This window comes from Sphingomonas sp. PP-CC-3A-396 (assembly GCF_004343105.1).
GTDB lineage: Bacteria > Pseudomonadota > Alphaproteobacteria > Sphingomonadales > Sphingomonadaceae > Sphingomonas.
On the sequence record NZ_SLYF01000002.1, the window covers coordinates 397,374 to 418,329 of the forward strand.

A 20,956-nucleotide genomic window follows, 5' to 3' on the forward strand; every position below is an offset into this window, starting at 1 on the left:
CCAGCCGCAATGAACCGCCGTTTACAGGATAGCGAGATTGATCAGTCTTCGACCAATTCGATCACCGGTGGATGCAGGCGCAGCCGGTTGATGCGGCGCTCGTCCGCGTCGGTGATCTCCAGCTTCCACCCGCTCGGATGATCGACGCACTCGCCGATCTGCGGGACATGTCCGGCCAGAAGTGCCGCCAATCCGCCTAGCGTGTCAATGTCGCCGTCGACTTCCGCCAGACGCGGATCGATCAATTCGGCGGCGTCCTCCAGCTCGGCGCGTGCGTCGGCATCCCACGCACCGCCCTCGATCGGCGTCATTAGCACCTGCGGCGCCTCGTCATGCTCGTCCTCGACCTCGCCGACGATCTCCTCGATCAGATCCTCGAATGTCACCAGACCCTCGGTGCCCGAATATTCGTCGAGCACTATCGTCAGGTGGACGTGCTTCTGTCGCATGTCCGCTAGCAGATCGAGCGCCCCGCGCGACATTGGCGCGTAGAGAGGCTCGCGGATCAGTCCGGCGATCGACGTCGGATGCTCGGCACCGGTCGCGAGGATGTTGAAGACGTCCTTGATGTGGACCATGCCGATGATCGTATCGAGGTTGTCGCGGTAGACCGGCAGGCGGCTATGGCCCGCCTCGGCGAACAGCTTCACCAAATCCGCGAACGGCGTGTCCTCCTCGACCGCGATGATGTCCGCGCGCGGCACGCCGACGTCGCCTGCATCGCGCTCACTGAAGTGGAGCAGGTTGCGGACCATCTGGCGCTCGAGCGGGGTGAGATCGCCTTTCGCATCGGGGGCGGGGTCGCCCTCGTGCCGGTCGATCGCATCCTCGAGCTGGTCGCGGAGAGACTCGTCTTGAGCACCGAAGATCAGGCCCTTGAGCCCGCGCCAGATACTGTCGCTACTATCGCCGTTACCGGCATTGGGGCCATCGGCCATCGTGGTCGTCAGTCCTCTGTTATCAGATAGGGGTCGTGGAGGCCGAGCGCGGCGAGCGTATCACGCTCGATCTGCTCCATGCCCTCGGCCTCGTCGTCGTCGATATGGTCATAGCCTAGCAGATGCAGCGTACCGTGCACCATCAGATGCATAGCATGATCCTCGACCGAGATATTGCGCTCGGCGGCTTCGGCGACGCAGACGCCGTGCGCGAGGATGATATCGCCGAGCAGCACCTCGCCGTCGTCGGAATTCTGGGCGATCGTCTCCAGCAGGTCGGGCTGCACCATCGGAAAGGACAGGACGTTGGTCGGCTTGTCCTTCTGGCGGTACTGCTTGTTGAGCGTGTGGACCTCTTCGTCGGATGCGAGCCGGATCGAAATCTCGACCGTCGCGGTGCTGGTCAGCAACTCGCCATGCGGAGTTCGCTCGATCGCCGCCGTCGCTGCGCGCAGGGCAAGCGCTTCCCAGTCCTGCTCAGGCCAAGGGGCGTCGGAGGAGAGCGCGATTTCGAGCATGCAGGTCCTTCAGGCGAGATCAGGCGAGATCGGTTTGGGCGAAATCATTACCCTTGTAGAGAAGTTCCGCGCCATGGGTTTTCGCGCAGGCATATGCGAAACAATCGCCCATGTTGAGCTTCGCGGGGTGGTTCCCTTTGCCGTAGCGTTCGTGAGCCATGATGGCCTCCCGGGTCTCGGTCTCGCCGATCGGTACGAGGCGGAGTGCAAAGTCGGCCATGAACGTCTCGACTTCGGCGTGCGCGACGGCGACGGGAACCTTGCGCTTGCGTGCTACGGCGCGGACCGTTTCCCATAGCGACATCGCCGAGCACAGCACCGCGTCAGCCTGACCGTATCGCTTCTCGAGGGAGAAGGCTTCGGGCTCGCCCGTCATGATTGCGACCATTGCGGATGCGTCCAGGAACGCGATCAATCGTCATCTTCGTCATTGAGCGAATCGTAGAAGGCCTTGTCCGCTTCCAACCCCGTCGGTTCGCCTAGCGGGTGAGCCGCTCGCCAAGCCGCGAACCGGTCATGGATACTCGCAAGCTTCTCCGTTTCGAGCATACGCTTGCGGTGCAGGAGAGCGTCGTGGACCGCTGCCGTCTTGCTGGTGCCGAGCAGGCCAGCGACCTCACGCGCGAGATCGGCGGTATCGGCGTTCTTGATATAGAGCGATGCCATCGTCCGACTCCGGGGATATCCTGAAGATGTACTCCAGGATATCCCGTTCATCAAGCATCGGTGCCTTCATAGGCCGCGACGACGCGACCGACGATGGGATGGCGGACGACGTCGCCGACGGTGAAGCGGCACATGGAGATGCTCTCGACGCCCTCCAGCCGCGTGACGGCGTCCGCGAGACCCGAGGCCGCCACGCCGCCGGGGATGTCGACCTGCTTGGGATCGCCGCAGATCACCATGCGGCTGTTCTGGCCGAAGCGGGTGAGGAACATCTTCATCTGCGCAGGCGTGGTGTTCTGCGCTTCGTCGAGGATGACGAACGCGTCGGCGAGTGTGCGGCCGCGCATGAACGCGATCGGGGCGACCTCGATCTCGCCGCTGGCGATCCGGCGTTCGACCTGCTCGGCGGGGAGACAGTCGTAGAGCGCGTCGTAGAGCGGGCGAAGATACGGATCGACCTTCTCCTTCATGTCGCCGGGGAGGAAGCCGAGGCGTTCGCCGGCTTCGACCGCGGGGCGCGAGAGGATCAGGCGCTGGACGCTGCCGGTGATGAGCTGCTGCACCGCCTGCGCGACGGCGACATAGGTCTTGCCCGTACCTGCCGGCCCGAGTGCAAAGATCATGTCGTTGTTGGCGAGCTCGCGCATGTAATGTGCCTGCGCGGGGGTGCGCGGGACGATCGTCTTTTTCCGCGTCCGGATCATGATCGGCGGGGCACCGCCGCCGCCGGCATCGGCGCGGATGATGCCTTCGAGCACGGGCTCGTCGGCCATCGCGATCGATGCGTCGACGAGGCCGGTATCGACGTCTTCGCCGCGCTGGATGCGGGCATAGAGATCGTGGAGCACGTCACGGGCCTTGGCGACCTGTTCGGCGGTGCCCTCCAGGCCGATCTTGTTCCCTCGTGCGGTGATGTAGACGCCGAGGCGATTCTCGAGCGCTACCAGATTCTGGTCGTACTGGCCGAAGAGCCGGACGAGCAATTGGGGCTTGTCGAACAGCAGCTCGACACGGGCGCGGTCACCGGACTGGGCGGGAACGGGTTTACGGCTCATACGGTCCTTTCGAGATGTCAAAGGCTACGCTTGGAAGCGTCGAACCGTAACCTCTGGAAGGAAGATGAGGAGCGGGGCGCCGACCTTCAACCCGCGCCATGACGGCGGGTCGGAAGAGCATCGGATCGCGTGGGCGCAACTGCATCGCCGAGGAGTGTGACAGGGGATTGGAGTAGAGGACAGGGGAATCGTCCGGGTCCGCGCGAAGGCTCGAAATCGGTGCCTTGGCGCCTCGGCAGGGAGAGGTCCTCACTGATCCTCCCCTGTAAGGGGAGGTGTCTGGCGCTTGCCAGACGGAGGGGTTTCGCCCTCTCGATAGCGCGGTCACCCCTCCGTCAGCCCTTCGGGCTGCCACCTCCCCTATCAGGGGACGATAGTTTTCAGGCGGCTTCGGCGATCCGTTCGATGCCGGTTAGCGAGTTGGGGCCGGCAGCGGCGAGCGTCACCTCGACGAGATCGCCGATCGCGTGGTTGCCGATCAGGTGGACCGATTGCAGCCAGGGGGACTTGCCGATCAGCTGGCCGGGGAGTTTCCCCGCACGTTCGAGCAGGACCGAGCAGGTGCGGCCGACGGTGGCGGCGTTGAAGGCGTGCTGGTCGCGGTTGAGGGCTGCCTGGAGGCGTTGGAGGCGCTCGTCCATGACGGCTTCGGGGACCTGCTCGACGATCGACGCGGCCGGTGTGCCGGGGCGGGGGCTGTATTTGAAGCTGTATGCCTGCGCGTAGCCGACTGCATCGACAAGGCTGAGCGTGTCCTCGAACTCGGCATCGGTCTCGCCGGGGAAGCCGACGATGAAGTCGCCGGACAGCGCGATGTCGGGGCGGACGGCGCGGACGCGGTCGAGCAGGCGGAGATAGGAGTCGCGGGTGTGGCTGCGGTTCATCGCCTTCAGGACTCGGTCGCTGCCGGCCTGCACGGGGAGGTGGAGGAACGGCATCAGGCTTTCGATGTCGCGGTGCGTGTCGATCAGGCCTTGCGTCATGTCGTTGGGGTGGCTGGTGGTGTAGCGGATCCGCGCGAGGCCGGGAATGCGGTCGAGGTCGCGGATCAGGTCGTGAAGCCCACGCTCATTCTCCGACCACGCGTTGACGTTCTGACCGAGCAGCGTGATCTCGCGCGCGCCGGCATCGACCAGCGCCTTCGCCTCGTCGACGATCGCGGCGAACGGGCGGCTGATTTCGGCACCCCTCGTGTAGGGGACAACGCAGTAGGTGCAGAATTTATCACAGCCTTCCTGCACGGTTAGGAACGCCGAGGGGGCGACCTTCCGGCGGGCGGGGAGCGCGCCGAACTTCGACAGCAGCGGCATGTCGGTGTCGAGCGAGGGCGTGCCGGCGGCGGCCTTGGCGACGAGGTCGGGGAGGTTGTGATAGGCTTGCGGGCCGACGACGATGTCGACCTTGGCGCGGGTGAATATCTCCTCGCCCTCGGCTTGCGCGACGCAGCCGGCGACCGCGATCATCGGCGTCTTGCCGGACTTTCGGCGCTGGTCCTTCCGGAGGCGGCCGATATCCGAATAGACCTTTTCGGTGGCGCGTTCGCGGATGTGGCAGGTGTTGAGGACGACGACGTCGGCGTCGACCGCGTCTGCCTGGGTGAGGCCCTGGGCGGCCATCAGTTCGGCCATGCGCTCGCCGTCGTAGACGTTCATCTGGCAGCCGAACGATTTCACGTGGAAGGTTTTGGGAGGGGACATGCGGGGGCCGTACCAAATTTGTGGGCGTGGGGGGAGGGGGCGTTGCTAGGTTGGTAGAGCGTGGAAGGGCGCTTGGCGATTTGCACCTCCCCGGCGGAGGCCGGGGTCCAGTTGGGGGACCTCGCTAATTGAGCTCTGCGCCTCGTTACTGCGACCTTTCCAACTGGGCCCCGGCCTTCGCCGGGGTGGCGGCTGAGATTGGGGATAGGTGGGAGCTTCCCTCTCTTGTTCCCCCGCGAAGGCGGGAGTCCAGTCTGGGCCCCCGCCTTCGCGGGGGAACACTCTTTGATCGTGGGTTACAACGCTTCCATGCGGCGGCGGGCTTCGGCGGCTATGGCTTTTCGGTCGCCATATTCTGCGGGGTCGAACGGTGCGGCGAAGTGCAGCGTCGCGACGAAATTGCCCCGACGCTTGAGCACGCGGGCGGCGTGGTGTTGGCCGAGCTCGTCGCCGACCCAGGCGAGTTCGTCGGTCGCCGTGCCATAGTCTATGCGGACGGGTTGCACGCGGACGCCGGGCGGGGGCGGGTCGAGGGCTGCCAGCAACGCGGCCTTAAATGGGAGAAGCGTGGTGCCATCTCCGGTTGTGCCCTCGGGGAAGAGGGTGACGGGCCAGTCTTCCGCCAACGCGTCGCGGATCTGGGCAATCTGGGCGGTTACCGCCATGCGGTCCGCGCGCGAGACGAAGATGGTGTGGTTGAGCGTGCAGAGCCAGCCTACCAGCGGGGCGCTGCGGAGTTCAGATTTCGCCACGAACGCGCTGCCGGTCGCGCCGGACAAGAGGAGGATGTCGATCCAGCTCAGATGGTTCGAGACGAAAACCACGTCGTGGCGAAGCGGGGTACCGGCGACATGCGCCTTGGCGCCGACGATCCGCGCGACCAACCCGAGAAAGCGAGGCGGCCACGGCGATTTTCGCCCGAACAACCGCCACATCCCGTGCAACGGCAGCGCCAGGATCAGCGCGAGCAACAGCGCCGCCAGCCGCGCCCCAAATCGCACCCGGCCGATCGGCTCAGTCCTTGCGGGCGAGCGCGACGCCGTAGAGTTCCATGCGGTGATCGACCAGCCGGAAGCCCAGCTTCTCGGCGATCGCCTTCTGCAACTGCTCGAGTTCGGGATCGACGAATTCGATCACCTTGCCGCTCTCGACGTCGATCAGGTGATCGTGATGCGCCTCGGGCGCAGGCTCGTAGCGGGCGCGGCCGTCGCCGAAATCGTGGCGGTCGAGGATGCCGGCTTCCTCGAACAGGCGGACGGTGCGGTACACCGTCGCGATCGAGATGCCGGGGTCGATCTGCGATGCGCGCTCATAGACCTTCTCGACGTCGGGATGGTCGTCCGCCTCGGACAGCACGCGTGCGATGACGCGGCGCTGCTCGGTGATGCGCAGGCCCTTCTCGTTGCAGAGTGCTTCCAGATCGATCTTGCGCGGCATGTGTCATTCCCTCGTTGCACCCCATGTAGGACGTCCGCGCTGTTGCGAAAAGGGATAGTGACTCGCAATAAGCCTTAGCTGTTGATATCTTTCGAATAGGTGTGTGCGTCATACGCGACGCCGGTCTTGCCGCGGTAATAGGCGCGGCGCTCACCGACCTTCGCGAAGCCGTGTGTAGCATACATCTTGACCGCGTCGTTACCGGCGCGGACTTCGAGATGGAGTTTGGCGATGCTGCCGACCGAGCATTCGGCGATGGCCGCGCGGATCAAGGCGGTGCCGACGCCGCGACGACGATAATCGGGGGCGACTGCGATCAGCAGGAGTTCGGCTTCGTCGGCGACCGACCGGGTCATCGTGAACCCCGCGGGGAAGTCGTCGACGAACGCGAGCGTGAGGTGGACGCCGGTGAGCGCTAGCACGCCGAGGCACTGGCTACGCGTCCACGCCTCTCCGTAGCGCGGGTCGAACGCGTCGGTCATCAGCGCGTCGACGATCGCGAGATCGCGCGCGTCGCCAGCGCGGAGCGTGACGGTGCGGGTGACGGCTTGGCGCGTGGCCATTATTTCGGGACCGAGGGCTTGGCGTCGGGGGCACGGCCGTAGATCGGGCTTGGTGCGAGCGCGGTCAGCGATGCCGGGAGCAGGATCGCGGAGGCTGCGTCGGGTAGCGCTTCGGTGAGGTCGAAGCTCCCTTCGAACTGGGCATCAAGTGCAGCAAGCCAGCGGACGCCGTTGCCGACTGCGCGTCGTCCCGCCAGCGCGGCGAGCGCGGCGGCGGGCTTCAGCGATACCATGTCGGATCGCGGCGACAGATCGGCGGCAAAGGCCTGCATGAAGACCTCGCCATGCCCGCCTTCCATGATCACCGCAATATCGTCGGTTAAGCGGTCGGCAAAACCGGCGGCGGCGATGAGCGGGAGCGAGGAGAAGCCAGCGATTTCCGCGCCCCAGCCGAGCGCTAGGCCGCGGGCTGCGGCGATCCCGACGCGGACGCCGGTAAAGCTGCCGGGGCCGCAATCGACGAGGATGCGGTCAGCGCGGCCGCCGTTGGGGAGCTCGGCGGTCATCGGTATGAGCCGTTCGGCATGGCCGCGGCCGACGACTTCGTGCGCACGGGCGAGGACGGCGCCGTCCTCGATGAGCGCGACCGAGCAGGCGGTGGTGGATGTTTCGATTACTAGCGTGCGCATTTCTATTCCGTCACATCCCAACGTCCCAACGTCCCAACGTCCCAACGCCCGTCACCCCAGCGCAGGCTGGGGCCTCCCGGTTGGCGAAGCCGTGGCCATTAACGGGAAGACCCCAGCTTTTGCTGGGTGACGGCATTTGGCTAGCGCTGTCAGGCGATGCTGTTGAACTTCGCGAAGTCGGGGCGGGGCGAGCGTCCGAAGATCGTCGCGGGATCGCCGTGGCCGAGCGTCGAGATGAAGTTCGTCCGCACCGCGGGCGTATCGTGGAAGAACGCCGCATCGACCTTGCCCGCGTCGAAGCCCGACATCGGCCCGGTATCGAGCCCGAGCATCCGCGCGGCGATGATGAAATAGGCGCCCTGGAGCGTCGAATTGCGGAAGGCGGACGCCTCGCGCAGTTCGGCGTTGCCGTCGAACCACGATTTCGCGTCGGCGTGCGGGAACAGTTCGGGCAGGTGTTCGTGGAAATTGGTGTCCATGCCGATGATCACCGACACGGGGGCCTTGAGGATCTTCGGCTGGTTCTGCGCGCTGCACGCGTCGGCCAGCTTCTGCTTGGCCTCGTCGCTGACCACCCAGATCAGCCGCGCGGGGAGCTGGTTGGCGGAGGTCGGGCCCCACTTCATCAGGTCCCAGATCGCGTGCAGTTCGGACTCGGCGACCGGCTGGTCGGTGTAGCCGTTGTAGCTGCGCGCTTCGCGGAAGATCGTATCGAGGACGGCGTCGTCCAATTTCTCGCGCATCAGACTGCTCGCACTTCGGTGACTTCGGGGACGTAGTATTTGAGCAGCTGCTCGATGCCGTTCTTGAGCGTGGCGCTCGACGACGGGCAGCCGGCGCAGGCGCCCTGGAGCTGGAGGAACACCTTGCCCTTGTCGAACCCGCGATAGACGATGTCGCCGCCGTCGTTCGCCACTGCGGGCCGGACGCGGGTGTCTATGAGTTCGCGGATCTGCGCGACGATGTCGGCGTCGGCGGGATCGTCCGACAGCGCGGGCTCGTCCGATGGCACCGAGAAGCCGGCGCGCGCGGGCTTGAACAGCGGCATCGCGGCGGAGAAGTGATCGAGCAGGATCGCCAGCACGTCGGGCTTGAGGTCCGACCAGGCGACGCCCGGCCCGGCGGTCACCGACACGAAATCACGGCCGAAGAACACGCCGGTCACATCGCCGAGATTGAAGATCGCCTCGGCCAGCGGACTGGTCTCGGCCTCCTCCGGCGTGGCGAAGTCGCGCGTGCCAGCGTCCATGACGGTGCGTCCCGGCAGGAACTTCAGCGTCGAGGGGTTCGGGGTGGATTCCGTTTCGATGAGCATGCACCGCATGTGGCCCGACGGGGGCGGTGGATCAAGCGCGGAACGGGAAACGGTTTCTTTCGGGGGATGAGGAGGGGGACGTTGCGCGGGAGAACATGCTTTGAACGGACCGGGCCTCCCCCAAATTCGTAATCCCTCAAGTCCGTCACCCCAGCGAAAGCTGGGGTATCCCCACTGGGAAGCGCGTGGCTCGAACCGAGATACCCCAGCTTTCGCTGGGGTGACGGAGTTTGTAGTGGCGACAGAGTTTGTATTAGCGACGGGTTGGCAGGTGGGGTGAACTCAGACGTCCATCGCCTTCACCGCGGCGTTCCAGCTGCCGATGTTGCGGACCGCGTCCTGGACGAAGGCGGAGCGGCGGACTACGCCCAGGAACAGGTCGGCGATCCACTTGCCCGGGTTGCGCAGGGGGCGTTCGAACTGGATCAACAGGACGACCCGCGTACCGCACGTGTCGTTCCAGACCTCGTGCTGGTAGGTGTCGTCGAACACCAGCGTCTCGCCTTCCGCCCAGCGCACGACGCGGTCGTGGACGCGCATGCGGACGTCGCCGTCGCGCGGCACGATCAGGCCGAGGTGGCAGGTGATCAGGCCCTTGGTCACGCCGCGATGCTCGGGGATGTGCGTGCCCGGCGCGAGGATCGAGAAGAACGCGCTGTTGAGACCGGGGATGCGCGCGACGGCGGCCGCCGTGTGCGGGCAGCGCGCGAGGCTCTCCTCGATCGGATAGCCGTAGCCGTAGAGAAAGAACGAGCGCCATTTGTCGACTTCCGCGATCGAGCGGTGATCGGGCGAGATCGTCGCGAGGCTGGGGGATGCCTCGCCCTGGAGCGCGACACGGACTGCCTCGTCGCGGATCGCGGCCCAATTCTCGCGCAGGCCCGCGGTCCAGGCGAAGTCGCGGACGTCGAGCACCGGATCGTTGGCGACCAGCGATGACGAGGCGATCATCCGGTCGAATACGCCGCGCAAATGCTTGCCGACGCGGATGATCAGCGGGCGGTTGGCTTCGGCGACCATCGGTGCGCCGGGTTTGGGTGCGCCGGAGATCACGTTCAGGTCGGGCATTCGGGCGCCGCGGCGTACTGCCGGCCCGCCCGATTCCCGCCACAATGAAGACTGTCTCAGTTCATGGCCCAGTTCGTGGCTCAGTTCGGCTTCGACCGTCATCTCTACCCTGTATCCCGGCGCGTCGCGCGGCCGATCCCGTTGTCAGAACACGATATACCGGCAGTGTTGGACGAAATGATGGCATCCGCACGCCGGGCGTGGAGGCAGGGCACTGGCGAGCGACGCCTGCGACCGCTACAGATACGCCATGGTGTCTTTCTCGCGCTTGTATCGCGCTCCCGTCCTGCTCCCCCTCGTGCTCGGGCTGGCCATTCCGGCAAGCGGCCAGATGGCGACGCAACAGGCCGCTTCCACTCCCGCCAAGGAAGCGCCGACGCTTCCCGAACTGCCGGGAATCGATACGACCGCGTGGCTCTACAAGGGCAGCGACCTTACGCGGGACCCGGAGTGGAAGTTCGGGACTCTCCCCAACGGCATGCGGTTTGCAGTGCGCAAGAACGGCGTGCCACCGGGCCAGGTGTCGGTGCGCGTGCGGATCGATGCCGGGTCGCTGAACGAGACCGACAGCGAACGCGGTTTCGCGCATTTCATCGAGCATCTCTCGTTCCGTGGCTCCGAGTACGTGCCGGACGGTGAGGCGAAGCGCGTCTGGCAGCGGTTCGGCGCGACCTTCGGGTCGGACACCAACGCGCAGACGACGCCGACCTCGACCACGTTCAAGCTCGACCTGCCCTCGGCAACCGAGGCGGGGCTCGACGAGAGCCTGAAGATCATGTCCGGCATGATGGAGAAGCCGACGATCACCGACGCGTCGGTCGCTGCCGAGCGCCCGATCGTGCTCGCCGAACAGCGCGAGCAGCCGGGGCCGCAGGTGCGGTTCGGCGATGCGATCCGGGCGACGTTCTTTGCTGGGCAGCCGCTCGCGGATCGCTCGCCGATCGGCAACATCAAGACGCTGGAAGCCGCCACTGGTGCCACGGTGAAGGCGTTTCACGATCGCTGGTATCGGCCGGAGAACACCGTCGTCATCATCTCGGGCGACATGGATCCGGCGCTGTTCGGGCGGTTGATCGTCAAGAACTTCGCCGACTGGAAGCGCACCGACCCGGTCACCCCAGCCCCTGATTTCGGCAAGCCCGATCCGAAGGCGCCGGTCTCCGCGACGATCGCGGAGCCGGCGATCCCGGCGGTGGTGACGCTCGGCGTGGTGCGGCCGTGGGAGTATAAGGACGACACCGCGATCATGAACCAGAAGCGGCTGGTCGACGTGCTCGCCACCCGCCTGATCAGCCGGCGCCTGGAAACGCGGGCGCGTGCCGGCGGCAGTTTCCTCCAGGCGGGCGTGTCGATCGACGACGTATCGCGCTCGGCGAACCTGACCAGCGTCAACATCGTGCCGATCGGGACCGACTGGGAAGCGGCATTGAAGGACGTGCGCGCGGTGATCGCCGACGCGCAGACCAACGCGCCGAGCCAGGCCGAAGTCGACCGCGAATATGCCGATTTCGACACGATCATGCGGACGAGCGTCGAGACGGCGAAGGTCGAGGCGGGCTCGAAGCAAGCCGACGACATGGTCGGCGCGCTCGACATCCGCGAGACGGTGGCGGGGCCGGAAACGTCGTACAAGATTTTGCAGGACGCCAAGGCGAAGGGCATGTTCACGCCCGCCACGCTGCTCGCGTCGAGCAAGGCGATCTTCGAGGGGACCGCGACGCGGGCGCTCGTGAATACGCAGACGCCTGATGCAGGGGCCGCGAACAAGCTGGCGACTGCGCTGAAGGCGGACGTTTCGGGGCTGGCGGGCAAGCGTCGTGCGCAGGCTGCGGTCGATTTCTCGAAGCTGCCGTCGCTCGGTACGCCGGGCAAGGTCGCGAGCCGCGAGAAGATCACCGCGTTCGACATGGAGCAGGTGAACTTCGCCAACGGCACGCGCGTGCTGCTGTTTCCGAACGCGGGCGAGACCGGGCGTGTCTATGTCCGTGTGCGGTTTGGTGGCGGGTACACCGCGATCCCGTCGAACCGGCCGACGCCGGCATGGGCGGGCGATCTTGCGCTGGTCGCAGGCGGGATTGGCAAGCTCGATCAGGGCGATCTCGACCAGCTGACGGCGGGGCGGCGGATCGGGCTCGACTTCGGGATCGACGACGATGCGTTCACGCTGAGCGCGATCACGTCGCCGGCGGATTATGCCGATCAGTTGCGGCTGATGGCGGCGAAACTCGCATTCCCGGCGTGGGACCCGGCGCCTGTAGCGCGTGCGCGGGTCGCGGCGCTGGCCGGGTTCGCGGGCTATGATTCGTCACCTGATGGCGTGTTGTCGCGTGACCTCGAAGGCCTGCTGCGCGCGGGCGATCCGCGCTGGGGCACCCCGTCGAAGCCGACCGTCGAGGCGCTGAATGCGAAGGACTTCCGCGCGTTCTGGGAGCCGATCCTGAAGACCGGGCCGATCGAGGTCTCGATCTTTGGCGATGTGAAGACCGAGGATGCGATCGCTGCGGTGGCGAAGTCGTTCGGGGCGATGAAGCCGCGGACGGCGGTGTCGACGGTCGGTGCGCCGGTCGGCTTCCCGGCGCACAACGCGACGCCGGTGATGCGCGCGCATACCGGGCCTGAGAACCAGGCGGCGGCGGTGATCGCATGGCCGACCGGTGGCGGGATCGACAATATCGTCGAGGCGCGGCGTCTCGATGTGCTGGCGCAGGTGTTCAGCGATCGGCTGTTCGAGCGGCTGCGGCAGGCGGCGGGCGCGAGCTACAGCCCCAACGTGTCGAGCCAGTGGCCGGTGGGGATGAACACTGGTGGCCGGATGGTCGCGATCGGGCAGGTCGCGCCCGACAAGGTGTCGTTCTTCTTCCAGATCGCGCGGCAGATCGCGGCGGAACTGGTGTCGACGCCGATCGCGGCGGACGAGCTGGATCGGATCAAGAAGCCGATGGGGCAGTATATCCTGCGCGCCTCGACCGGAAACCAGTTCTGGTTGCAGCAGCTTGGCGGCGCGACGTTCGACCCGCGGCGGATCGCGGCGACGCAGCGGATCGCTTCGGACTTGGTGGCAACGACGCCGGTGGAGTTGCAGGCGACCGCGGCAAAGTATCTGCGGCCGGAGAAGGATTGGACGATGGCGGTAGTGCCGGCTGCGGCGAAGAAGTGACCGCTTAATCCCTCTCCCCGTCGGGGAGAGGGAGGGAGGAGCCACTTGGCGACGGAAGTGTGAGGGGCTTTGGTCGGAGGCGTTGCGAGCCTCACGCCCCTCTCCCTCCCACGCGCAAGGGCGCGCGGGCCCCTCCCTCTCCCCGTGGGGGAGAGGGTTATTTGTAGAGCGCGTCCAGCCTCTCGCCGTAGGCCTGCTTCAACACATGCCGCCGGATCTTCAAACTCGGCGTGAGCTGCTCGTTCTCGATCGTGAACGGGCCGTCGGCCAGTACGAACCTGCGCACCCGCTCCGTTACGGTCAGGTCCGCGTTCACCCGCTCGACCGCATGGCCGATCGCGGTGCGGAACTCGCTGTTCTCCGCCAGACGTGCGAAGCTGCACGCGTCGCCGTTCCCTGCGCACCATTCCTGCGTCCATTCCGGATCGGGCACGACCAGTGCGACCATGTACGGGCGCTTGTCGCCGGCGATCATCGCCTGCGCGATTTCGGGCTGGAGCGTCAGCATACCCTCGACCTTTTGCGGGGCGACGTTTTCGCCCTTGTCGTTGATGATCAGGTCCTTCTTGCGGTCGGTGATGCGGATCCGGCCGCGGTCGTCGATCTCGCCGATGTCGCCGGTGTGGAGCCAGCCGTCTTTGAGCACTTTGGCGGTCTCGGCATCGTTGCGCCAATAGCCGTGCATAACGAGTTCGCCGCGCACCAGAATCTCGCCGTCCTCGGCGATCCGGACCTCGGTGTCGTTGAGCGGCGGCCCGACCGAGTCCATCCGCACGCCGGCCTTCGGGCGGTTGCAGGAGATGACGGGGGCGGCTTCGGTCTGGCCATAGCCTTGCAGGAAGGTGAGGCCGAGCGCTTCGAAGAACAGGCCGACCTCGGGGTTGAGCGGTGCGCCGCCCGAGATCATCGCCTTCAGTCGACCACCGAACTTCTTCGAGATCTTCGGCTTGAACAGCGTGGCGACGGCGGCCTGCATCGGGCGGTCGATCAGGCGGAGGCGACCGGCGTAGCGTTTGCCGCCGATGTCGAGGGCCTGACGCAGCAGGTAGGCCGACGCGCCGCCCTGTTTCTCGATCGTCTTCGAGATCCGCGTGCGGAGGACTTCGAACAGGCGGGGGACGACGAACATGATCGTCGGGCGGGTTTCCTCGATGTTCGCGGCGAGCTTTTCCAGGCCCTCGGCGTAATAGATCTGGCCGCCGAGCGAGATCGGGAAATGCTGGCCGCCGGTATGTTCATAGGCGTGGCTTAAGGGAAGGAACGACAGGAACACCTCGTCGTCCCAGCCGAAATCCTCCGAGATGACGGACGCGCAGCCGGCGCAATTGTGGAGGATCGCGCCGTGATGTTGCATCACACCACGTGGCGCGCCGCCGGTGCCCGATGTGTAGATGATGCACGCTAGGTCTTCGCGTTCGAAGTCGGCGCGGGCGGCGGCGGTCTTGGGGGTGGTCGGGTGCGCGGCGATCAAAGCGTGCCAGTTATGGAAGTCGATTCCGGCGGGGACCTTCATGTCCTCCAGGCCGATGACGGTCTGCGCCTGATTCGATCGGATGACCGCGGGGAGGAGCGTTTTGGCCAGCTTGGCGGTCGAGACGATGATCGCGCAGGCGCCGGCGTTCTCGATGATGTGGAGGTGGTCGCGCTCGGTGTTGGTGACGTAGGTCGGCACGGTAATGCAGCCCGCCGCCATGATCGCGAGGTCGCTGAGGCACCATTCCGGCCGGTTCTCGCTGACCAGCATGACGCGGTCGCCGCGTTTCAGGCCGATTGCGGTGAGCGCGGTGGCGAGGGCAGCGACCTGCCGCGCGGCGTCGGCCCAACTGGTGGCGACCCAGGTGCCGCTCGTCTTGGTCCATAGGAACGGCGCATCGCCCTTCTCCGCGGCGCGCGCGAAGAACATCGCGACGAGGTTCGGGAATCGTTCGAGCTGACGGGCCATGATCTCTCCCTGGGCGCAGCGGGAGCCGACGCGCCTCGTTGCGCCCCTTGTAGGCGAGAAGCTTCGCGCCGGACAATCACCGACACCGTCGATCCCGTCCGGCGCTTCAGAGTCCCGCTAGGCCCCGTGCGCGGTCAGACCCGGACGTACCGGAAATACCAGACCTCGTGGCCCTGGCGTCGCGCCTTCCGCTCGTACCGCGTCTCGGGCCAGTCGTCGGGACGCGTCAGGAAATCCTGCGGCGTCTCGGCCTGCCAGACGAAATCGCGCCGCGCATTCATGATCATCATCGACCAGCGGCAATAGGTCGGATCGTCGGTGCCGAGCCGGAATTCGGCACCGGGCTTCAGCTTGGCGGCGATCGTGTCGAGCGGACCGTGATTGACCATGCGGCGCTTGGCATGGCGTGCCTTCCGCCACGGATCGGGATGAAGCAGGTACAGCCGGTCGAGGCTGGCATCGGGCAGGCGCTCGATCACTTCGAGCGCATCGCCCATGTACAACCGCACATTGGTCAATTCGCCATCGCGGATGTGCGAGAGCGCACCAACCACGCCGTTGAGGAACGGCTCGCAGCCGATGAACCCAACGCCAGGGTTCGCCGCGGCCTGGCCGGCAAGATGCTCGCCTGCGCCGAAGCCGATTTCGACATGCAGCGGACGGTCTTCGCCGAACAGCATTTCAGCGGTGATTGGGCCCTTCTCGGGCACCGACAGGTCGGCGAGCGTTTCCTCGACGAGCGCGGCCTGGCCGAGCCGGAGCTTATGGCCTTGGCGTCGCCCGTACAGGCGGCGGATAATGGAAGGATCGGTCATCGCCGCGCGCTCTAGCGATCTGCGTGCCGCGCGCAAAGCGCCGTACGCGTGTTTCCGCTCGGATCGAGCCTGCCGCCTTGCGCGAGGTTGCGTTTTCGACGCGGCGGAATTTGCGCGACCGGACTCTGGCGTTGCCGCGATGCTTGCCGTACCGGATGACGGATGGGCGATCTGGATAGGCTGGTTCCATCGGGAATCATCGAACAATGGGTCTATCATCTGCGTCGCCAGCGTGCGCGGGCGGCAGATGCGATCTGGTTGATAGATCAGGGTTTTACTCTGCACGATGGGCATGGCGGCATGCCGCAGCACGATGCCACGGCGCGATGGCGGGCCGAGCAGGAGACCGTGGTCGAGGAAGTGACCGCGTTGCTAGCGCTGTACGACGGAATCAATCTCGGAAAGATCGATGCCGACGCGACGTCGGACCATCTTTCCAGTTAATTGCTATAACTTTGCCGCATGAGCCACCCCGTGACCTGCAGCGACGAGCTTTGGGGCATCTCCGGGTCGGTCATCGCCACGACGAACTCTGCCGACGCCATCATCTGGAGATGCTGATCGGCGAGTAGGAGATGTGCCGCGCGCGCCGCCTCGGTCTTCGAGCGCTGCGCAAGCAGCTTCTCCTGAACCGCGCGGTCGCGGTGGTAGGCGACCCGATCCTGCCACGCTTCGGTCGTGGTCGGAGGGTCCGACCGTTCACTGGTCATGCTCGTGTCCTCGTCGTTGGACGTTGATCTGGATCATCGATCCCGGCCTTCGCGCTACCGGTAATCCGGGCGGTCGGATGCCGACTTGCCATGAGCCGAGGCATCGATGCGGCGAAGATAGCGCCGCGGCGTGGTCCCCAGAAACCGGTTGGCGTCGCGGAGGAAGTGCGATGCATCGAAATACCCAAAATTCGTGATCGTCGCGAAGTCCATTCCGGCCTCCTGAAACCGCTCGAGCGCGGCGATGAAGCGACGCCGCATCAACAGCGTCTTGGGGGGGAAGCCAAACCAGCGCAGCGCAATCCGGCGAAGATTATGCGGCGAGGTCGACAGATGATCGGCGGCCGTTGCGGCATCGTCGATGTCCCCTGCATCGATCAACGCCGTCAGCTGCGCGATCAGCGCGACGGTCGTGCCATCGAGCGGCGCGATGCCGCGTGCGACCACCGCATCGGCAAGCCGCGCAATCGTCCTGCCAGCGAGATCGCCTTTGTTCGTATCGGCGACGTCGTCGAGGCACGTGATTCCCAGATCGGCCGCGCCGAGGATCCGATCAGCCACCGTCGCGGCGACAACGGGCGTCAGCCGCGACCAGTCGAGCGGGCTCAGCGGGATTTCGACCGGCGCCTTGCCATCGATCTGCAACGCGACCGGACGACTCGACGGACCGACGATGGCGACATCGGGCAGCCGATCATAATACCGGTTGCGGATCCGTGCCGAGACCCGCGTCCCTTCCGGGATCACCAGGATCCGCGCGGTTCCGGGCAGGCGCGAGACATCGAACGCGCCCGCCGGGCGGTGCCCCACGTTGCCGAGCGCATCGATCCGCGACCGCAATTCGCCCTCCACCGAGCGTGTTGCCACCATCACCCCGTCGACGGCCGTCGTCGAGCGCATCGGAAAAACCAGCATCGTCACATCCCATTCTCGGGTGTGCGCGACCAGCGTCGACCACTCCCTGCCAAGGCCAACACTTGATCGAGATTGTACAATGGCGAAATGTCCACAGGTCTCAAATGTGAGACGGGGAGACATGATCGGGTCATCGTAAATCCAGAGTTTTCGGGTGTTTGGCGCGGCGACCCGCTGTCGAACGGGGCCATCCCAGCGCTCACGAAACGAGCGCGATCAGTTGCGCCAATCCGTTGGTGCCGGTCTTGGTGACGATCGCGGCGCGGTGGTTCTCGATCGTCTTGATGCTGAGCCCCAGCGCCCCCGCGATCGCCTTGTTGCTATGGCCGCGTACGAGCATGTCGAACACCTGGCGCTCGCGCGTCGTCAGCAACGCGGTACGGCGTGACAGCAGGCGGCGGCTGTTCGACCATGCCACGCCTTCGGCAACCGCGGTCAGCAGGCGATCCTCGTCGATCGGCTTTTCGAGATAGTCGAGCCCGCCATAGCGGCGGACGCTGTCGACCGCGTTGGCGGTGGTCGGCCACGCCGTCATGAACACCAGTGCGACATCCGGATCGAGCTCGCGGACCGCATCGGCAAAGGTGAAGCCATCCATGTCGCCCATCATCACGTCGGAGATGATGCAGGCGGCAGGGTCGCGCGGATAATCGTGCAGCAACGCGATCGGCTCGACGAACGCGCGGGCGGCGTGGCCATGCCGGGCGAGCAGGCGCGCGACGCTGGCGCCGAGATCGGCGTCGTCGTCGAGCACGTACACCGCCGTCGGTCTGGAAGCGATCGAGGTCATGCGGCGTCTCCGACGAGCGTGCCGACCAGCGGGAGCGTGACGACATGCGCGATCCGCGCCAGTCCACGATCGGCGCGGGACAGCGTGCCGCCATGCGCCTCGACGATCGCCTTCGCCACGAGCGAGCCGACTCCCATGCCCTCATGGACGAGGGGGTGATCGGCACAATGATTGACCACGGCGATCGCGATCCGTTCGTCACGGCGGGTCACGGCGATCTCGACCACGCCGTCGTCGGTAGCCTGCACGGCGTTGCGAACCAGATTGACGAGCGCTTGCGCAATCTCGATCTCCTGCGCCAGCACGGTCCATTCGGGATCGACGGGCGCGACCCGGATCGCGACACCGGCGACGCTCGCCTCAGGCCGGGTCAACGCCGTGACGGTGTCGAGCAGGGTCCCGATCGGCAACAGCGACGGCTCGTCGACCGCGCGACCGCCGAACCGGCGCAGTCGGCGGACCAACGTTGACAGCGTCGCGGTCTTGCGTTCGATGAGCCGCGCCGTCTCGACGATATCGGGATCGGCGTTGCCGCTAATCTCGACCAGATGGCGCGCCTCGATCGCGAGCGTGGACAGCGGTTGGCTGATCTCGTGGATGACCGCGACCGACATCGCCCGCAGCGTCTTGAGTCGTTCGGCCTGGAACAGCATCCGGTCGCGCCGAGCCACCGCAGCAAGCGCGCGCGCTTCGGCATCGGCGAAGCTGCCTGCGAGATACCCGACCACGGCTACCGCGGCGAGGCTCATATGGAGCGCGAGTCGTTGGTCGACGGCCATCGCGCCGGTCGTTTCGGGCAGGACGAGAATCGCGGTGACGACGATCGCGGCCCACGCCGCGGCGCGGCCGAACCGCAACCCGATCCAGGCAATCGCCAGCAATACCGGCGTCGCCGGGATGCCGAGGCCGATCGTCGCCAGCGTTCCGACCAGCCCGAGCGACAGGCCGAGCACCAGCACGGCTTCCGCGATATGCCGGTGCGACGGAAACATCGCGGGCATCGCGGTCCTGCCGCTCGACAGATCGGCGATCCAGAGCAGCGGCGGCGCGATCAGCAGGACGCCGAGCATGTCGCCGACCGCAAATCCGGTCAACGACGCGATCACGTCGCGGACATTGGCGACGTTCGTGATGTCGGGCCGCATGATCGACCAGGGCAACGCGAACGCGACGGCGGCCAGCGGCGCCAGAACGGAGGCGAGCCCGAGCGGCATCGGCGCGGTCGCCAGGCTACCGGTAGCGCCATCGGCAACCCGGCGCACCGCCGCGACCGCGATGCCGTATGCGAGGACGGGGCTGGCGACACCGATGATACCGCGTGGCCATTCGGGTTGCGTGAACACGACGACCCCGGTCAGGCACTGGACGATGATCTCGGTGATCGCCGCAGCCGGTGCGAGACGCGCGCCGAACCGCCAGAACAAGGCGAGGCGAACCCCGGCAGCCGGAAACCAGAGCGAATAATAGCCAACCCCGCCCCACAGGACCGCCAGCCGGTGCAGCGCGACGAAGATGACGCCGTATCCTGCCAGCACCAGCCATTCGCGCTCGCGCGGCAACCAGCGTGCCTGGCCGTCGCGCGATGGCGCCAGTGCTGCGAGCTCGGCAGCATTGGCGCGTTCGGCGGCGCGTTCGGCGGCACGATCGGCGGCGGAAAGGGGAACGGAAGCCATTCCCGCCTCGATACCGCGAACCACGCCGGGCAGAAGTAGGGAAATACCCGGACAGGAGGCCGCCAGCATGACCGGAGGCTGTGTACCGGGGGTATTTCCCGGACTGACGCCGCTGGGTCGCCGCGCTTACCGACGGGGTCCCATCCAGTGTCCGGGAAATGCGATGTCGGCCCACGCACGATGAACTATTATCATAATATCGAGGGTGAACAGATCAGCCCGATGGTCCTGCCGACGATCTCGATCCGCGGCGACGACCTGCTTGGACTGCGGACCGTGAACGCGCCCGGCACGCATGCGCTGGCAAACCTGCGCGTCGACTACCGGCCCACCGACGCCGGCCAGCGGGCGATCGCGCGCGACGGGCATAGCGGGCCGGGGATCTATGCCTGTTTCTGGGACCGGGAGCTTTTCTATATCGGCACGTTTGCGGGTATCGGCCGGCCGACCAATGGCAACGTCGCCCGTGAACGCTGGACCAAGCATATCGCGGGAATGAGCTTTCGCGGTCACGGCGTCACGATCGGCGAACGGGCGCTCAACCAGATTGGCGACGACGCGCCGTCCCGCCTGGGCGACCTGCTGTTGGCGGCGGATCGCGGGCGCCTATCGAAGACGGCCGGCGCACTGCAAATGCACTATGAAAAGTTCCGCTTTGCGGCGCGGCACTGGGACGACTTCGCGCTACTCGACGAAGCGATGCTGGCGCGGTTCGCCTTCGTGTATTTGCGACCATCGCTGCACGGTCGGCTGGCGGGGATGGACAAGGCCACGCTCGATCCGCACCTCCGCGCGATGGAGCGAGGGATCGTCGCGTTGCTCGATCCACCCTGCAATTGTGGATCGCTCAATCAGGACGGCGCGCCTGGCCCCGGTATCGCCAACACCGCAGAGGCAATGCGACAGGTCATGGATGCGCACCTGGCCGCGGTGCAGAGCGATGATCCGGAATATCGGTTGATGCCGCGCGGATCGCGTAGGATCTAGCCGCCTAACCGGATTTGGGCGGATCTCGGTGCCTTGCCTCGCAGGTGCGATAGGTCGTGCTCATTGTACGTCCGGGGCAAG

General features: G+C 66.1%; 22 protein-coding genes. 3 read left to right on the forward strand and 19 right to left on the reverse strand.

What is annotated here, in order from left to right; translation table 11 throughout:
* Positions 1-41: 41 nt before the first annotated feature.
* The 13 genes from C8J40_RS05560 to C8J40_RS05620 all read right to left on the reverse strand — a co-directional run bounded on the left by C8J40_RS05560 (position 42) and on the right by C8J40_RS05620 (position 9,988).
* Positions 42-938, reverse strand: a complete 897-nt coding sequence (locus C8J40_RS05560; protein WP_132896138.1) for a hemolysin family protein — start codon at positions 936-938, stop codon at positions 42-44.
* A gap of 8 nt (positions 939-946) precedes the next feature.
* The gene (gene ybeY, locus C8J40_RS05565; protein ID WP_132896139.1) at positions 947-1,456 is read right to left on the reverse strand and encodes an rRNA maturation RNase YbeY; all 510 of its coding nucleotides are present in this window, start codon (positions 1,454-1,456) and stop codon (positions 947-949) included.
* Positions 1,457-1,475: 19 nt separating this feature from the next.
* The gene (locus C8J40_RS05570) at positions 1,476-1,871 is read right to left on the reverse strand and encodes a type II toxin-antitoxin system VapC family toxin (protein ID WP_132896140.1); all 396 of its coding nucleotides are present in this window, start codon (positions 1,869-1,871) and stop codon (positions 1,476-1,478) included.
* Entirely contained in the window at positions 1,868-2,122 is a 255-nt protein-coding gene (locus C8J40_RS05575) for a type II toxin-antitoxin system VapB family antitoxin (protein WP_132896141.1), read from the reverse strand. Before C8J40_RS05575 ends, C8J40_RS05570 begins: the two co-directional genes overlap by 4 nt.
* Positions 2,123-2,172: 50 nt before the next feature.
* Positions 2,173-3,177, reverse strand: coding sequence for a PhoH family protein (locus C8J40_RS05580; RefSeq protein ID WP_132737677.1), 1,005 nt, complete (start codon positions 3,175-3,177; stop codon positions 2,173-2,175).
* A 380-nt stretch (positions 3,178-3,557) separates the two neighbouring features.
* Positions 3,558-4,874: a tRNA (N6-isopentenyl adenosine(37)-C2)-methylthiotransferase MiaB gene (miaB, locus tag C8J40_RS05585; protein WP_132896142.1), complete on the reverse strand. Its 1,317-nt coding sequence runs from the start codon at positions 4,872-4,874 to the stop codon at positions 3,558-3,560.
* 296 nt (positions 4,875-5,170) lie between these two features.
* Positions 5,171-5,875, reverse strand: coding sequence for a lysophospholipid acyltransferase family protein (locus tag C8J40_RS05590; protein ID WP_243693219.1), 705 nt, complete (start codon positions 5,873-5,875; stop codon positions 5,171-5,173).
* A gap of 13 nt (positions 5,876-5,888) precedes the next feature.
* Complete coding sequence (locus C8J40_RS05595; protein ID WP_055873135.1) at positions 5,889-6,311, reverse strand: Fur family transcriptional regulator; 423 nt, start codon at positions 6,309-6,311, stop codon at positions 5,889-5,891.
* A 74-nt stretch (positions 6,312-6,385) separates the two neighbouring features.
* The gene (locus tag C8J40_RS05600; protein WP_132896143.1) at positions 6,386-6,874 is read right to left on the reverse strand and encodes a GNAT family N-acetyltransferase; all 489 of its coding nucleotides are present in this window, start codon (positions 6,872-6,874) and stop codon (positions 6,386-6,388) included.
* Positions 6,874-7,503, reverse strand: coding sequence for a tRNA (adenosine(37)-N6)-threonylcarbamoyltransferase complex dimerization subunit type 1 TsaB (gene tsaB / locus C8J40_RS05605; RefSeq protein WP_132896144.1), 630 nt, complete (start codon positions 7,501-7,503; stop codon positions 6,874-6,876). Before tsaB ends, C8J40_RS05600 begins: the two co-directional genes overlap by 1 nt.
* A gap of 149 nt (positions 7,504-7,652) precedes the next feature.
* Positions 7,653-8,246 carry a malonic semialdehyde reductase gene (locus C8J40_RS05610; protein ID WP_132896145.1) on the reverse strand — a complete coding sequence of 198 codons (594 nt, stop codon included), beginning with the start codon at positions 8,244-8,246 and terminating at the stop codon, positions 7,653-7,655.
* Positions 8,246-8,818, reverse strand: coding sequence for a NifU family protein (locus tag C8J40_RS05615; RefSeq protein WP_056050182.1), 573 nt, complete (start codon positions 8,816-8,818; stop codon positions 8,246-8,248). The genes C8J40_RS05610 and C8J40_RS05615 overlap by 1 nt, the downstream gene beginning before the upstream one ends.
* 282 nt (positions 8,819-9,100) lie before the next feature.
* Entirely contained in the window at positions 9,101-9,988 is an 888-nt protein-coding gene (locus tag C8J40_RS05620) for an aspartyl/asparaginyl beta-hydroxylase domain-containing protein (protein ID WP_243693220.1), read from the reverse strand.
* A 148-nt stretch (positions 9,989-10,136) separates the two neighbouring features.
* Between C8J40_RS05620 and C8J40_RS05625 the strand changes: the two genes are divergently transcribed.
* Positions 10,137-13,043: a M16 family metallopeptidase gene (locus C8J40_RS05625; RefSeq protein WP_132896146.1), complete on the forward strand. Its 2,907-nt coding sequence runs from the start codon at positions 10,137-10,139 to the stop codon at positions 13,041-13,043.
* Positions 13,044-13,200: 157 nt separating this feature from the next.
* On the opposite strand, the gene C8J40_RS05630 is transcribed toward C8J40_RS05625, so the two are convergent.
* A complete protein-coding gene (locus tag C8J40_RS05630) occupies positions 13,201-14,985 on the reverse strand; it encodes an AMP-dependent synthetase/ligase (RefSeq protein WP_132896147.1) in 1,785 nt (594 codons plus the stop codon).
* Positions 14,986-15,119: 134 nt separating this feature from the next.
* Positions 15,120-15,800, reverse strand: a complete 681-nt coding sequence (trmB, locus tag C8J40_RS05635) for a tRNA (guanosine(46)-N7)-methyltransferase TrmB (RefSeq protein WP_132896148.1) — start codon at positions 15,798-15,800, stop codon at positions 15,120-15,122.
* A gap of 162 nt (positions 15,801-15,962) precedes the next feature.
* Between trmB and C8J40_RS05640 the strand changes: the two genes are divergently transcribed.
* Positions 15,963-16,244 carry a hypothetical protein gene (locus C8J40_RS05640; protein ID WP_132737704.1) on the forward strand — a complete coding sequence of 94 codons (282 nt, stop codon included), beginning with the start codon at positions 15,963-15,965 and terminating at the stop codon, positions 16,242-16,244.
* Here C8J40_RS05640 and C8J40_RS05645 read toward each other — a convergent pair.
* From C8J40_RS05645 to C8J40_RS05660, 4 genes are all read right to left on the reverse strand, one after another.
* Positions 16,241-16,510: a hypothetical protein gene (locus C8J40_RS05645; protein WP_132896149.1), complete on the reverse strand. Its 270-nt coding sequence runs from the start codon at positions 16,508-16,510 to the stop codon at positions 16,241-16,243. The two genes, C8J40_RS05640 and C8J40_RS05645, sit on opposite strands and share 4 nt — an antisense overlap.
* 54 nt (positions 16,511-16,564) lie before the next feature.
* Positions 16,565-17,425: a helix-turn-helix domain-containing protein gene (locus tag C8J40_RS05650; protein ID WP_165911370.1), complete on the reverse strand. Its 861-nt coding sequence runs from the start codon at positions 17,423-17,425 to the stop codon at positions 16,565-16,567.
* A 199-nt stretch (positions 17,426-17,624) separates the two neighbouring features.
* Positions 17,625-18,215, reverse strand: a complete 591-nt coding sequence (locus C8J40_RS05655) for a response regulator (protein WP_132737713.1) — start codon at positions 18,213-18,215, stop codon at positions 17,625-17,627.
* A complete protein-coding gene (locus C8J40_RS05660; RefSeq protein WP_243693221.1) occupies positions 18,212-19,888 on the reverse strand; it encodes an ATP-binding protein in 1,677 nt (558 codons plus the stop codon). Before C8J40_RS05660 ends, C8J40_RS05655 begins: the two co-directional genes overlap by 4 nt.
* A 180-nt stretch (positions 19,889-20,068) precedes the next feature.
* Between C8J40_RS05660 and C8J40_RS05665 the strand changes: the two genes are divergently transcribed.
* Positions 20,069-20,875, forward strand: a complete 807-nt coding sequence (locus C8J40_RS05665; protein ID WP_132896151.1) for a hypothetical protein — start codon at positions 20,069-20,071, stop codon at positions 20,873-20,875.
* Positions 20,876-20,956: the final 81 nt, after the last annotated feature.

Excerpts from the sequence above, each read along its gene's own strand:
- C8J40_RS05655 (WP_132737713.1), bottom strand. The coding sequence starts at position 18,215 with ATGACCTCGATCGCTTCCAGACCGACGGCGGTGTACGTGCTCGACGAC.
- C8J40_RS05640 (WP_132737704.1), top strand. The coding sequence starts at position 15,963 with ATGGGCGATCTGGATAGGCTGGTTCCATCGGGAATCATCGAACAATGG.
- C8J40_RS05600 (WP_132896143.1), bottom strand. The coding sequence starts at position 6,874 with ATGGCCACGCGCCAAGCCGTCACCCGCACCGTCACGCTCCGCGCTGGC.
- ybeY (WP_132896139.1), bottom strand. The coding sequence starts at position 1,456 with ATGCTCGAAATCGCGCTCTCCTCCGACGCCCCTTGGCCTGAGCAGGAC.
- miaB (WP_132896142.1), bottom strand. The coding sequence starts at position 4,874 with ATGTCCCCTCCCAAAACCTTCCACGTGAAATCGTTCGGCTGCCAGATG.
- C8J40_RS05650 (WP_165911370.1), bottom strand. The coding sequence starts at position 17,425 with ATGCTGGTTTTTCCGATGCGCTCGACGACGGCCGTCGACGGGGTGATG.
- trmB (WP_132896148.1), bottom strand. The coding sequence starts at position 15,800 with ATGACCGATCCTTCCATTATCCGCCGCCTGTACGGGCGACGCCAAGGC.
- tsaB (WP_132896144.1), bottom strand. The coding sequence starts at position 7,503 with ATGCGCACGCTAGTAATCGAAACATCCACCACCGCCTGCTCGGTCGCG.
- C8J40_RS05625 (WP_132896146.1), top strand. The coding sequence starts at position 10,137 with ATGGTGTCTTTCTCGCGCTTGTATCGCGCTCCCGTCCTGCTCCCCCTC.
- C8J40_RS05630 (WP_132896147.1), bottom strand. The coding sequence starts at position 14,985 with ATGGCCCGTCAGCTCGAACGATTCCCGAACCTCGTCGCGATGTTCTTC.
- C8J40_RS05595 (WP_055873135.1), bottom strand. The coding sequence starts at position 6,311 with ATGCCGCGCAAGATCGATCTGGAAGCACTCTGCAACGAGAAGGGCCTG.
- C8J40_RS05620 (WP_243693220.1), bottom strand. The coding sequence starts at position 9,988 with ATGACGGTCGAAGCCGAACTGAGCCACGAACTGGGCCATGAACTGAGA.
- C8J40_RS05660 (WP_243693221.1), bottom strand. The coding sequence starts at position 19,888 with ATGGCTTCCGTTCCCCTTTCCGCCGCCGATCGTGCCGCCGAACGCGCC.
- C8J40_RS05645 (WP_132896149.1), bottom strand. The coding sequence starts at position 16,510 with ATGACCAGTGAACGGTCGGACCCTCCGACCACGACCGAAGCGTGGCAG.
- C8J40_RS05560 (WP_132896138.1), bottom strand. The coding sequence starts at position 938 with ATGGCCGATGGCCCCAATGCCGGTAACGGCGATAGTAGCGACAGTATC.
- C8J40_RS05665 (WP_132896151.1), top strand. The coding sequence starts at position 20,069 with ATGAACTATTATCATAATATCGAGGGTGAACAGATCAGCCCGATGGTC.
- C8J40_RS05610 (WP_132896145.1), bottom strand. The coding sequence starts at position 8,246 with ATGCGCGAGAAATTGGACGACGCCGTCCTCGATACGATCTTCCGCGAA.
- C8J40_RS05575 (WP_132896141.1), bottom strand. The coding sequence starts at position 2,122 with ATGGCATCGCTCTATATCAAGAACGCCGATACCGCCGATCTCGCGCGT.
- C8J40_RS05615 (WP_056050182.1), bottom strand. The coding sequence starts at position 8,818 with ATGCTCATCGAAACGGAATCCACCCCGAACCCCTCGACGCTGAAGTTC.
- C8J40_RS05580 (WP_132737677.1), bottom strand. The coding sequence starts at position 3,177 with ATGAGCCGTAAACCCGTTCCCGCCCAGTCCGGTGACCGCGCCCGTGTC.